Source organism: Amycolatopsis roodepoortensis (assembly GCF_024628825.1).
GTDB lineage: Bacteria > Actinomycetota > Actinomycetes > Mycobacteriales > Pseudonocardiaceae > Amycolatopsis > Amycolatopsis roodepoortensis.
This window is the reverse complement of sequence record NZ_CP102415.1, coordinates 205208-218382: the sequence shown is the minus strand read 5'-3', so window position 1 is coordinate 218382 and position 13175 is coordinate 205208. Positions and strand designations below refer to the sequence as shown.

General features: G+C 66.8%; 7 protein-coding genes and 1 pseudogene. 5 read left to right on the top strand and 3 right to left on the bottom strand.

What is annotated here, in order from left to right:
• Window positions 1–1451: 1451 nt before the first annotated feature.
• From NQK81_RS00945 to NQK81_RS00930, 3 genes and pseudogenes are all read left to right on the top strand, one after another.
• A complete protein-coding gene (locus tag NQK81_RS00945; RefSeq protein ID WP_257489975.1) occupies window positions 1452–1622 on the top strand; it encodes a helix-turn-helix domain-containing protein in 171 nt (56 codons plus the stop codon).
• Between the two features lie 42 nt (window positions 1623–1664).
• Window positions 1665–2972 (top strand): tyrosine-type recombinase/integrase, encoded by a 1308-nt coding sequence (locus NQK81_RS00940; protein WP_257486581.1) that lies wholly within the window; start codon window positions 1665–1667, stop codon window positions 2970–2972.
• 1053 nt (window positions 2973–4025) lie between these two features.
• Window positions 4026–4349 (top strand): annotated as a pseudogene (locus NQK81_RS00930) (lysine 2,3-aminomutase); the annotation flags it as partial.
• A 124-nt stretch (window positions 4350–4473) separates the two neighbouring features.
• Here the strand turns inward: NQK81_RS00930 and NQK81_RS00925 are convergent.
• Window positions 4474–10029 carry a CHAT domain-containing tetratricopeptide repeat protein gene (locus NQK81_RS00925; protein WP_257486579.1) on the bottom strand — a complete coding sequence of 1852 codons (5556 nt, stop codon included), beginning with the start codon at window positions 10027–10029 and terminating at the stop codon, window positions 4474–4476.
• Between the two features lie 178 nt (window positions 10030–10207).
• Between NQK81_RS00925 and NQK81_RS00920 the strand changes: the two genes are divergently transcribed.
• Both NQK81_RS00920 and NQK81_RS00915 read left to right on the top strand, forming a co-directional pair.
• A complete protein-coding gene (locus NQK81_RS00920) occupies window positions 10208–10618 on the top strand; it encodes a hypothetical protein (protein ID WP_126733021.1) in 411 nt (136 codons plus the stop codon).
• A complete protein-coding gene (locus NQK81_RS00915) occupies window positions 10615–11430 on the top strand; it encodes a hypothetical protein (RefSeq protein ID WP_257486578.1) in 816 nt (271 codons plus the stop codon). Before NQK81_RS00920 ends, NQK81_RS00915 begins: the two co-directional genes overlap by 4 nt.
• Before the next feature lie 117 nt (window positions 11431–11547).
• Here the strand turns inward: NQK81_RS00915 and NQK81_RS00910 are convergent, their stop codons facing one another.
• A complete protein-coding gene (locus NQK81_RS00910) occupies window positions 11548–12429 on the bottom strand; it encodes an SRPBCC domain-containing protein (RefSeq protein WP_257486577.1) in 882 nt (293 codons plus the stop codon).
• 3 nt (window positions 12430–12432) lie between these two features.
• Entirely contained in the window at window positions 12433–12744 is a 312-nt protein-coding gene (locus NQK81_RS00905; protein ID WP_257486576.1) for an ArsR/SmtB family transcription factor, read from the bottom strand.
• Window positions 12745–13175 lie beyond the last annotated feature (431 nt).

Here is a 13175-nt window from a genome sequence, read left to right as displayed (position 1 = left end):
CGCTTGGTGCGAACGGCGCGGGCTGTGGTGGACACGGAGAGCCTCCGGCCGCCCTGGGCACTACCACCTTATTGTCCACATCCCGCAGCTTCTCCAGTCGGAGTTCAGAACCGTCGTCCGAGATCTGTCAGATCACCAGCGTGTACCTGCCACGATCAGGTCGACAATTCGACTACTGACGGCGCCACATCGCTCCGGAACGGACAGTGGCATCGCCACCGAGAATCTGACCGCGGCCGGCCTGCAAGACTTGGTACTCGCGTTAGGTGACAGGCGATTCAGGCCAAATAGCGCTCAGCGCGTTGCGCAGCGCGCCGACGCAACTTATCGCAGCACCGCCAAAACCCGACGGAGCAGATCCGAGTCGGAGTTTGGCGAAGCGATCGCTCGGGTGCGGGCAGGTTGGTCCCTCGATCAAGCATGGGCAGCGGCCCGAGGTCCAGGCTCGAAAGCTGCCGAAATCGGATACCTGGCGTGGCGACGATGGTTCTGGGCGCCAGCAGTCAGCAGGGTCGACGCCGAACGGGGAACCGATGTCGAGTTGGCCTGGCGGAACTTTCGGCATGCGTCGCCAGTCCAAGCCCGACACCTTGGGTACGCGGGCTGGTTGACCTCGCGATGGCGACCAGCAGTTGAGGAAGCCGCAACCTGTCGTCCACGGCGTCGAAGGACTGCGCCGGGCAGTGCCTCTGGCCCACCTCATGATGTTTCAAGTCCGACGCGAGCCGCGGACGAACAGATAGCCGCGATGTCGGACCGCCTCGCGGAAGCCGCCTGCCGTGCGTCTGCTCAGGTGGGACGGCTCCCCGGTGGCGTCCGGCCGCGGACGTTGTGCATAGCCCTACGAGCTCTCGCTCACGCAATCGTGAGGCGTGACGGATCAATTTCTGTCCGAGCCTGGGCCGAGAGGGCACGCCTCGACCCTAAAACCGTTCGACGCGCCCGCGATGCCGCGGAACAGCTGGGATTGATCGAGCGCGTCCGTCGATACGGCGGGTCTGCCGACGACTGCGATGCTTGGATGCCTGCCTCAAAATACGCTGGAATTGCTGGTCAGGGAGCCCTATGGGGGGATTCCCCCACTGGGCGGTACGCCCCCTACCCTGACTCCCAGGGGTCAGCCAACATCGAACGCCTCCGAGACTGCCACGCCACTGATCGAGAGCGTTGGAAGGCGTATCTCTCGTCGAGATGGGCGCAACGACCCAAGCTGAACACCGCAGCCTCCCGGATCGCGTTCATTTTCGGCCGGCAACGCGGATGGTTGTTGCCCCTCAGGGCGGCGGAAAGTTCGACACTCTGCGCGGCCCGAATGACGCAAGTGGGGGCGCTGCCTCGCTCTGCAAGAGGTCAGTGGTTCTCCTGGCTGGCGCTCGTACGCAGCCTTGCGCCTGGTGAACGAGGATTAGGCCGTCCCACGTCGAGAAGGAGGAATTGTGACAAATGCCAATATGGAACCACTTTGGACTACCGAGGAACTAGCATCGTTCCTACGCGTACCAGTGAAAACTTTGGCCGACTGGAGACTCCTCGGAAAGGGTCCACCGTTCACCAGAGTAGGAAAATATGTGCGCTACTACCCAGACGGCATCAGGGAATGGCTCTCGCAATCGGAGCCGTGATGCCCACTTTTGACACCCATTTACCTTGCTAAGGATTCATCAGTGGCGTACATCGAAGATCGCTGGATGCGGCAGAAACGTGACCCAGTCACGAGAGCAAAGCTGGTCGACAACAGGGGAAACCCGCTCATGGAGCGGACTGATCGGTATGGAAGCGGACAGAGGTACCGAGTTCGCTGGATCGACAAGAACCAAGATGAACAGTCCCTAGCCTTCCCCGACAAGGCCTTGACCCAGGCGCGCGAGTTCGCCGACAAAGTCGGACATGCGATCCGCTCTGGAGCCTTCATCGATCCTCGCGCCGGGGACATCACAGTCACGCAGTGGGCCAAGGTATATGTCAAGGGTCGATCTCAAGACGAGTCGAGCCAACTATCCTTAAACAGCCTTATCAGTAACCAGGTACTTCCGTTCCTGGGCAACTACTCGCTCAACGAGGTCGACGAAACAGAGATTCGCGAGTACAAGCACTGGCTCGCTAACCACTCAACCATCTCGATCAACTATCAAGCCGACGCCTGGGAGACCTCGAGTCTCATGTTCGACGCGGCAGTAGATGCACGAAAGATCGACCGAAATCCTTTTAACAGCAAGTCGATCCCCGGCCCCAAACGTCAGATGACACTCATCACGCCGTGGCCCGAATCCAAGATGCACGCCGTCGAGCACGGCCTCTCGCCTCGAGGAAAGATCAGTGTTCCACTGGGTGCGGGCCTCGGCTTGCGCATCGGTGAAATGCTCGCCTTTTCGCCTGACTTCATCGATAGAGACAGGATGCTCTATCGATGTGCACGACAGCTTATCTACAGGACAGGAGTCCTCAAATTCAAGCTCCCGAAGGGTCATAAGGAGCGAGACATACCCATCAGCGCCGGTCTTCTCCAGCGCATCGACGAGTACTGCGACGTGTTCGAACCCGTAGAGGTGACCCTTCCCTGGGCGGAGAGGGATGGAGTTACCGACATGACCGTCCGACTCATGATCACCAATGCGTCCAACGGGCCGTGGCGCGCGAGCATGTGGACCGATGAAGTCTGGAAGCAGGGGTTTCGAGACGGCGGGGTCGAGTACCGCCCCCGCAAGGATGGAACACACGCCCTCCGGCATCTCTACGCCTCCTACCTGCTCTCACAGGGCGTCAGCATCAAGGAACTCGCCGCGTTCCTCGGCCACACTAGCGAAGGTTTCACCTTAAAACGATATGTTCACCTGCTGCCGTCGGGCTACGACCGGGCCCGCTTGGCTGTCGACGCGATGTTCCCTCCGACAAGAATCCTCTCCGCTGTGCAGTCGCCCAGCAGGGTCCGGATTGCCGGGCGACGGGCAGCCGGTATTCGTCGCCCCAACTAGCACATCAGTAGCCACGCCCATGTGGATCCGCTCCCCCGTGGCTGCCAGGCTTGGGTAGGGCCTGCAATGCGGCTGGCCAGGGATTTCGGCAAGATCTCGTCGAATCCTGACGGGTGCAGGTTCGAGCTCACCACCAACGCGCGTCGTTCGTAGGCGGCGTCGACCACGCGGTGGGCCCCTTAGGCGGCGTCGGGGTTGACGGCGATCATGCCGATATCGTCGATGATGGTCCGGTCGGTGCGGATCAGCCGGGCCAACGCGCAGGTGACGGAGTGGTCGACGCTGGCCGGCATTGAGAGCCGTGGCCCCCATCCACCACAACCGCAAACCCGGCTCCGCGATCCACAACCGAAACTCCCGCTGCGGTCCCGGCCGCAGCCGCCGATTCATATGCGTAACCACCCCGCAGGTAGAGCGTTCGCCACCAGTGACCCCCTCCCTGCGCTCCGCCGATGCAGCACATCCACGCGAACCTTGCCGCTCGACCACGCCACCAATTCCTCGATCTTGGGCAGGTACTCGTCGATCGGACGAACCCGGTGCTCTCGCGCAAGCGCGCTGCCCGCAGAACCAGGTACAGCGCGACCGTGATGGCCACACCCCGCCAAACCTCCCGCGACGCGGTAACTCCCAGTGACGTCATCAGCCTCGCGGAACTCCTTGGTGTTGTTCACATCGCGCGGCCTGGCCGCACGTCAACCTGGACGATCTACCGGTTATATATCTGCCATTCACGGGGAATCCTGTGGCGCCCAGCGAGGCCATATCTGGCCGACTAGGAGGAGCATTCACTGCCCGCGGACATCTTTCGTGACCACACTCATGGTTAACCTAGTTCGGGGTAGCAGGGAAGCACTCGTAGAGCTACTGTCAACATGGGCTCAACGAACCCCCGGACCACGCTGAGCGGGCTCCAGACCGAAGCGAGACCAAGAACCGGCGACTGCATGCTTTTGCAAGCGGCCCAGATTCCCCCCAGGGATCCATTGTGGACGTTCGCGACAGCTAACACTGCAGGTAACGTGAACGTCCAGGCGACGGCCTACGTCCCGCTTTTACTTGTGCGACATGATCCCGAACGCCGAGCACTGGCGGGTCTCCGTGCACGAGGCGCAGGAACTCCAGCACGCCATCATGGGTTACCTGCCCGGCTACGCGACGCCGCGGATCGTCTGCGACGTGCCGTATGTCGGGAAGCGCTGGGTGCACCAGCTCGCCGAATACGACCGCGAGCTCGGGATCTCGTACTGGACCAAGAACTACCGGACCGGGATCGAGCACGAGGACCCGGAGGCCTTGCAGCGCAAGTACCCGTACTACGACCCGATCTCCACGCTGCCCGAAGCCGGTCAGCGCTGGTGGCGCGAGCAGCCCTGACCGGCCAGCTCGTCAGGCAGGTTCGCGAGGGGCGTTCAGGCTCACGTGCGAGCTTTGAACGCCCCTCTGCCGCGCAGGCGGTAGTGCTGGTCAGAACCGGTTGCGACAGGGGTGAGTCACTCGGTCACGGTCCGAAATGGACATACGGGGCCCAGATGGCCGGGTTGCGGGGGGCCGAGTCGCGCAAGGCGCGCACGGTGCGGTGGAGCAGGAGTGCGGTGTCGTCGAGACGCAGACCCGAAGGTCCGAGCAGTCCGGTGTACATCATCTCGGTCACCTCGGCCGCGGTCCGGTCCGTGATGGTCCACAACGTCGCGATCACCTGCCGGTAACCCGCGAGCTGGAGCGCCGCGGCGAGGTGGATGGCCTCGTCGGGCAGATTCGTGCCACCGATCGCCGTACTGCAGGCCGACAGGTAGGCCAGTTCGGCGTGCTCGAGATCCAGTTCGGCGACCTCGAGCACGGTCAGTGGTCTGTCCCACAGATAGAGGCTGCCGGTCGACGGTTCTTGCAGGTTTTGCCCGCCGTGGCAGGCGAAATGTGCGTAGGCGTGGGTGCGCAGGTCGGCGGTTGTCGCAGCGTGGGTGGCGGTGTCGGCGACCCGCAACGTGCCGTTGAGCGAGGGCACACGAGAAATGAACTCGGCTTCCGCCCGAGCGCCGGGCAGAGGGCACATGTCCGGGTTACCGGGAACCGGCGGGGTCTCCGGCATGCCGACCACGAGGATACGTCGGTCGACGGGCTTGACAGCGCTCGCGGTGTTCGCCTTCGCCAGCGCGCGCAGTGTCGGTGTGTAGGACGACACCGCGCGGTCGATCACCGTGCGTCCGGCGGGAGTGTCGGCCGGGTCGTGGTAACCGGCGGCGTGCAGCGGGAGCAGGGTCAGTGATCCGGTCGGGCACCACCACAGTCGTGGCAACGGCTCATCGTGCCCGGTGTGGCCCAAGCGGGTCAGCACCGGATCGGCGACGGTGTCCCACAACCATTCCAGGGTCGCGTGCACCGTTTGTTTGGCGCCGGTCGTGGCGAGGTCGCCGGGTCCGCCGGGGTTTTCCAGCAGCTTCAACGCCCGCAGGTATCCCTCTGCCCGTCGTCCGGCCTCCACGTACGACAGGTCAGGCAGTGGGACGTGGTCGACGTCGCGGTCCCGGTGCACGATCAAGGCGTCACATCGGGCTTCGTCGACGTTGATCAGGACGACGGGACCGTCGGGCAGGCCCTCGCGGAGGGTGGCCAGCGGCGGGATCCGCAGTAGGTATTCCAGTCCGGGTAAGGCGCGTGCTTCGGCGAGTAGCCGGTCCCAGTCCTCGGCCAGCTTGATCCGGTCGGACTGCATACGCTGGCTCGGGTCGCTCCACGGATCGGTCGTGGCGGCGGCCTCCGGAATGTCGGGCGCGGTCGTGGCCGCCAGCTTCGTCGCCACGGCGCGCAGGCGATCGTGCAACGCGAGGTCACGTTCCCGCAGCGTCGACAGGTCGTCCTTGGTCTGCAGTGCCTGCGACCACAACACGGAGCGGCCCTGCTCGAGCAGTTCCACCGCACGGCCGGGGTCACCGGCCTCCAGCGCCGCGGCGGCGGCCGCCCTGGCCAGGCCTTCCCACATCGTCAGCCTGCGCTCGCGCGCGTCGCGTTCGATGCCGTGCCAGGCCACATGGGGCAGCAGCGCGACAGCGACGCCGAAGGCCTCCGTAGCGGAGGCCCAATCGCGGTGCCGGACGGCCGACTCGGCCCACAATCTGGCCGCGGCCGCCCGATACGTCGGTGCGGCAGCGGGAGATTCGACCGCCGTTCGGTAGGCCGCGACCGCGGCGTCGACGTCGCGCCGGCCTTCGACGCGCCTGCGCTCGTGCAGCCTTCCCAACGTCACCCAGGCCACCGCGACTCGCGGGTCACCGGCGCTCATGCTGTCTATCGCCCGTCTGGCCGACTCGATCGATTCGGCCGCGTCCGCGTCGTCCCCACCGCGGTCGTACCGGGTGTGCAGCACGGTCGAGAGGCTGAGGACGCACAGCGGGTACATCGAATGCGCGACGTCGGTGATCGCGATCGCCTCCCGGACGAGTGCGACAGCCCGGTCCAGTGCGTCCCGGCTCGGACGCCGGTCACGGCGGGTGCGTAACAGTCCAGCCAGGTTCAGCAGGATCTCTCTCCGGTTCGGGCTCTGGGGCGTGCTGCGGTCCACCGCCTCGTTCAAGGCCGCGACCGCGGCGTCGAGGTCCGCGGTGTCCTGCTTTTCCAGGTACCGGATGTGCAGCGCGGTCCCGAGGTTCATCAGGCACATCGACACCGCCGGATGGTCCGACGGCGCGGACGCGACGGCCGATCGCCCGGCGTCCACGGCGGCGTCGAGGTCAGCGGCCGAGCCGAGCAGGCCAGCCCGCGTCCGTAGCGCGTTGGACAGGTTGGTCAGCATGACGGGCCGCATGATGTGCCCGGGATGGGCGTCCTCCGCCGCCTCGAACAACGCGTCGATGGCGGCGTTGAGGTCGGAAACCGTTCCGGTCCGATCGAAGCGGGACCACAGTGCCAGTCCCAGCGTCATCAGGTTGACCGCCGAAGCGACGTGCCAGTTGGGCGCGCGGGCGGCCTCGCGCCCCAGGTCGACGGCTGCGTCGAGGTCGTCGAGATCGCCGGTGGCCAGCGATCTGGTCAGCAGACCGGCGGCCAGTGCGGTGAACTGGGCACTCCGTTCGGCCGGTGTCGTGCCCGGCAGGGTCGTGGCGCGCTCCGCGGCCTCGATGGCCTCGTCCAGATCGGCGGACTCCGCCAGGATGCTGTACCGGCCACGCAATGCGTGCGCCAGCTCGGACAACGCGTTCGCCGTTATCGCGTTGTTCGTGCCCGCGGCGGCCACCCCGCGGCGCAGCACCTCGATCGACTCGGTCGCCACCCCGACGTCGCCGGTCCGCTCGAACCGCAGGGCCAACAGGGTGCCCAGCGTGATCAGTGCGTACGCCCGGTTGGTCTCCTCGTCCTGGGTGCGCGGGACGATCTCCCTGCCGATCTCGATCGCTTCGGCGAGCAGAATCTCTTCTCCGGAGTTGAGAAAACGCAGGCGCAGCGTGCTCGCCAGGAAGATCCCGGCCGTGTTCCGGCCCGGGCTCGCCACGGGTAGCCCGTCAGCCGCGACCCGCAGCAATTCACTCGCCTCGGCGAGCGCGACCTGGTCGTTCGACCACTGCCCGTGAAGCGACAGCGCGATTCCCAGCATCATGCTGACTTGAACCTTCTGGTCGCGCGATCTGGCCGACGCGAGGCCTGGCCGCAGCACCGCGATCGCCTCGTCCAGATCCACGATCGAGGCCGTGGCCTGGAAACGGGCCCGGAGGGCATAGCCGAGATAGAACCGGAGCGTCGGCAGATCCGGACTGTCCGGCCGGGCCCGGCCGAGCACCGACCGCAGTGCTTCGACGGCCTCGGTGAGATCGGCGGAGTCGCGGGCCCACTCGTACCGGTCGGTCTGTGCGGCCGCGACATTACCCGCCAGCAGCAACGCGTCGGGGTTTTCCCGCAGTGCTGCCTTCCCCCTGTCGATCGCCTCGGTCAGTGCGCTCTTGTCGCCGTGGCGGAAAAACCGGATGCGAAGCACCTGGACGAGGTTGTTCACGAGCATGAGCCGGTTCATCCCGGTCGCGTCCGCCAAAGCGGACCGCAAGGTCGTGGCCGCCGCCTCCAGGTCGGCTTCGGCACCGGTGTTCTCGTAGCGGGATATGAGCGCGTTGCCCAGGGTGAGGGTGACCGACACCTTCGGAACCACGCCGGGTGGTGTCGCCGCGTGGCAGGCTTCTATGGCTTCGGTCAGCTTCCCGGGGTCGCGCTCGGAGGTGGCTGTCGAGCTGAGGATCGCGGCAAGAACGCCGAGTATTCGATAGCGACTCGAGTCGCCCGAGCCGGTAGCGGCGAGCGCCGAGCGGATCAGCCGGGTCGCCGTCTCGCTGTCGGCAGGCTCGCCCCTGGCGTCGAAGCGTTGCAGGTGCGCCAACGCGGCGTCCGCCCGCAGGTCGGGCAGTCGGGGATCGTCCGCGGGCAGGGTCTCGACGACCCGGCACAACGCGGCGACGGACTCGTCGAGGTCGGCGGGGTCCGGATTCCTGCTGTATCGGAGGCTGAGTGCGTCCGCGAGCGCGGACAAACACTGCGTCAACGCCGGGGCGTCGGGAGCCAGCGGCACCGTCGCCCGCAGCGTCTCGATCCGTTCGTCGAGATTCGCGGCCCGGCCTGTGCGCAGGAAGCGCCACCGCAGCAGTTCCGCCAGCTGCCAGAGCTGCTGGCCGCGAATCACCGTGTCATCGGGGATGCCCTGCGCGGCCGCTCTCGTTGTCTCGATGGCTTCGTCGAGCTCACCGTCATCGATCTCGCCGTCGGCGTCGGCCAGTTTGACCGCCTCGTACAGCACCATCGACAGGGCCGTGAGCATCGGAGCCCGGCCGAGCGGACCGCCTGCGCCGGCCGTCTTCGCCTCACGAAGGACGTCCACGGCTTCCCGGAGGACCTCCTCATCACCGGAGGCCCGGTACTGGCGGCGAAGTGCCTCACCGAGGGACAGCAGCGCGGTCCCCCGAAGCGGGCTGTCCGCGGGCAGTGCCGCCAAGGCCGCTCTTGCCGCACGTGTCACCTCGGCATGGCCCGCGTCATCGGCTCGGAGCACGGTCGTCAGCGTGGCCTCGACCGCCCACCTCAGCGGGTGGCCTTCTCCAACGGCCGCGTCGGCCTCCCTGGCCAGAGTGATGGCTTCGGCCAGATCGGCCTTGTCCGGACCATCAGGTGTGGTGAACGCCGAGGCGTACGAAAACCGGGTCTGGAGTGAGCTTGCGAGATTGAGCAGCGCGGGGACATGCGACTCGCAGCCCTCGGGGAGCTTCCGCAGCGCCTCCCGCAGGTACCGGACACTCTCCGCGATGTCGGTGGCATCGCCCGTACGGACGAACCTGACCCGCAGGGCACTGCCTCGCAACAGGAGTGCTTCACCGAATGCCGGGTCGTCCGAAGCGCAGCTTGCGAGGACTTCCCGGGTCACCTCGACGTACTCCTCCACCACGGCGAGCGGACCGCCGATATTGCAATGGGTCTCCAATGCCAAGGCGAGCTGCGACAGACAGGCGACGCGGTCCGGGTCACCGGACGGCAAAGACGACGCCACTTCGCGCAGGAGCACCGTGCTGTCGGTGAGGTCCCGTTCCCGCCCACGGATGCCGAACCGGGTGAGCAGAGCGAGCCCGAGGGGAAACCGGACCGCCGAAGCGATCGGGTGCTCGGCCGACTCGAGTGCCGCGCGGCCCACCGCGACGGCATCGTCCAGATCCGCCTCGGCGGCCGTCCATTCGAAGCGCTGGTTCAGCAGCGTCATCAGATTGAACAGGTGCGCCGGACGGTCGACCTCACCGCCGGCGTCGACGGCGGCTCGACACGCGGCTATCCCCAGGTCTGTCAAGCCGGGATCCGCGGCCGTCAAAGCGGCGTCGGCGATCACCGACGCGTAGAACGGTCCGAGTTCCGCGGGCGTCAATCCCCGATAGCGGTTTTCCTGAAGCCAGCCGAGCACCGGTGGTGGCACCACACCGGGGAAGGATTCGGCAAGCGGGGCGAACAGTTCCGTACAGATCTGGATGTCAGGTCCGATACCACCCGGTGGCAGGGCGCAATGCCGCAGCCAGTGCAGCATTCCGAGCTCTCGAAGCATCTCGGGAGGCAAGCTGCTACCGATGACGGGCACGACCAAGCGAGCGGCGTCCGCCACGGCCTCGGGTGTGATGACCTCGTCGGATTCGTTTGTTTCCAGGCAACGCCGGATGCGTTCCAAGAGCGAGATGCCCACCCCTCCCCCTCGCCACCCACTACGGTGCGGTAGACGATTCAGGATGGCACAAGGGAGGGGCGAAGTGGCGGCGTTCGACGAGGGACAAGCGCTCGTTCTGTGGTGCACCGCCATGCCGGATCTGCGCCGGGCCGCCATCGCCGGCCGGTGGACCGACCGGTTGGAACGAACCGCCTCCCGTGTGCGCGCGGGTGGTTCGGCGTTGGACGCGTGCCGGCAGTTCGACCTGCTCGATGCCGAGTCGGCGGAGCCGACCAGGAACGCGGGCACTCCGGACCGCATGCCCGTATATCCCAGCACGCGGAGCCCTCGCCTGCCACGGACCGGACGCGGCGAGTACGGCTGCCCGCGCGGGTTGTGCATGCGCCACGACCATCGGGACGACAACGGGCACCCGCCCGTCTGCGCCTTGTTCGACAACGAGCCGATGCTGCCGACGGGCGCGACGCCGTGAACCCCTTCTTATCCTCTCTGAGCGGCAAGCTCGCCGAGCGATGGGTCGCGACCCTCGTGCTGCCGGGGGCGCTGTTCGTCGCCGCGGCGGTGTGCGCGGTCCGACTGGGCCACCGTTCCGCGTTCGACCTTGTCTCGGTGATCGGCTGGATCGTGCGGGAGGCGCCGCGCGTGCCGGTCGCGGCGACGGCGGTCTTCGTGCTGGCCGGTGCCACAGCGACGGCCATGGCCGCGCAGGCGGTCGGCAGTCTGGCCGAGGCGGTCTGGACCAGGCCGTGGCGCGGGCCTGCTGCCTGGCTCGCACGGGGATTGGTGGCCGTACGCGGCAGGCTCTTCGATCGAGCGGCGGCCAGGGCGGGGGTGGACCCGGTAGCCGCCTACCGGCCACGGCATCCGGCCTGGATCGGCGAGCGGTTCCGGCTGCTGAACGCCCGGATCTCCGGGCAGTACCACGGACTCGATCTGAGCTTGGTGTGGCCGCGCTTGTGGTTACTGGTCCCGGAAACGGTCCGCACTCCAGTGCAGGCGGCCGAATCCCAGTTCAGGTCGGCGACCAGGCTCGTCGGCTGGGGCGTGCTGTACCTCGGCCTAGGGATCCATTGGTTTCCCGCGGCGCTGGCCGGAATCGGCACCATCGCGGTGGGGTGGAGCCGGGCCCGATCCACCACCGCGACACTCACCACGTTGATCGAAGGCACCGTGGACACCCATCTCGACACGATCGTCACCGCTCTCGGCCACACCATGCCGGCCGCGGGCTTCACCGGCGATCTCGCCCGCCGGATCAACGACCGGCTGGCCAAGGGCGACTGACCACCGCCGAACGGTTTCAGCCGAAAGTTCACGGAGCGCACAGCCCGTGCGGAATGTCCATATTGGACAGACATGGCGGGCGCCTCACCACTCGCGTTGATTCGGCAGGCCGCGTGGTCACTGCCCGGCGTAGCGCTTGGCGAGCTCCTTCTCACGGGCGGCGGGCCAGGGGCAGCGGATGTCGCCCTGGGTGGCGGCGAAGAAGAGTTCCATGTGCACGTGCCAGGCGGCGAGGGATTCGGGGCCGTGTGCGTTCTCTTGGAAAAGGGTCACGGTGGTGCCCTGCAGGTGTTCGTGGTGGAACTCCCAGCGCACGACGCCCTGTGGAATGCCGTCCTGGAGCCACTCGTACTCCAGCAGGTGGGGTGCTTCGGAGCGGGTGAGCCTGCCCGGGGTGATGCCGGGGTGGGCGGCGCGGGTGGGAACGGTGTCGGTGGTGCCTTCGGTGAGGAGGGTCCAGACGTTGTCGAGCGGGGTCCAGACGAGGTCGCGGGCGAAGTGGATGCCATCGGAATTGTCGGTGCCCTCGTCGAGGCCGAACTTCGCGATGTAGTGCTCGATGCGCGAGAGCCATTCGGTGGGTGGCTCGAACTCGGTGCCGTCGGCGTGGGCGACCAGGGCGTCCAGACAGGTGATCCAGCCGGGGACGTCGCGGCCGGCGGAGAGCTTCGACGAGACCACGGCGGTGAACACCAGCAGGCAGCCGTCCGCCTGCGGGAGAATCTCGAAGCGCAGCACGTCGTTCGCCCAGCGGAAGGCGAAGACCTTCGGCGGGTCGGACTCGAGCAGTTCGCCCTCGCCGCCGTCGGCGTCGACCGGGGCGGCTTCCGGGAACGTGAAGCGCAGGGTGCGGCCGTCGATCGTGACCTCGGCCGGGAACCAGTGCTTCATTTCGGCCGGTTCGGTGACCACCCGCCAGACCTTCTCCGGTGAGTGCCGCAACCGGCGCTCGAAGCGCAGCACGGGCTTGCCCTCGATCATCTGCAGTTCCGCGTCCACGGGTCAGTCCCCTTCGATCTCGTCGAGCCGGCGTTCGAGCGCGTCCAGGCTCTTCTCCCACATCGCGCGGTAGGGCGCGAGCCAGGCCTCGACCTCCGCCAGCGGGCCCGGGTTGACGCGGTACCAGCGGCGCTGGGCGTCCGTACGCACCTCGACCAGGCCGGCCTCGCGCAGCACCTTGAGGTGCTTCGACACGGTCGGCTGGGTCAGCGTCAGCCGGTCGACGAGGTCGCCGACCGGCTGTTCGCGTTCACGCAGCAGGTCGAGGATCTCCCGGCGACTCGGATCCGCCAGCACGGCGAAGGTAGATGCCATGACAGCAATATAGCCGAAGTGGCATATGCGTGCTCGGTACGCCTGTCACGTGGGCTCGACGCGACGGTTCAGTTGTTCAGGCGGACGGCCACCTCCGTGGCCCGCCCGAGCGGACTCCACCTCGGACCGAGACCCGGCTACAGCGAGCTCGGCGAGTCGCGTCGTGTGAGACCGGTACATCAACGCTCAGAGGAGATAGGTGACCTCGACGAGCAGGCCCGCGCCGTCGCCGGTTTCGTGGGTGTTTTCGTCAGCCGGTGCCTCCGTGCCGCCCGCGGAGCCATCTATGGCGCCGATCGTGAACCAGTCGGTGATTCCCGCTGCATCATGGGCGTCAAGGCACCGTCAGGTATCACGATCGCCCACGGGATCGCCTTGACGGGGAATGGTGGCGCGGATGACCTGGCGGGATCGGACAACCGACCAGTGGT

Coding starts and splice junctions, on each gene's coding strand:
- NQK81_RS00905 (WP_257486576.1), bottom strand. CDS start 12,744: ATGGCATCTACCTTCGCCGTGCTGGCGGATCCGAGTCGCCGGGAGATC.
- NQK81_RS00945 (WP_257489975.1), top strand. CDS start 1,452: ATGGAACCACTTTGGACTACCGAGGAACTAGCATCGTTCCTACGCGTA.
- NQK81_RS00925 (WP_257486579.1), bottom strand. CDS start 10,029: ATGCTTCGAGAGCTCGGAATGCTGCACTGGCTGCGGCATTGCGCCCTG.
- NQK81_RS00920 (WP_126733021.1), top strand. CDS start 10,208: ATGGCACAAGGGAGGGGCGAAGTGGCGGCGTTCGACGAGGGACAAGCG.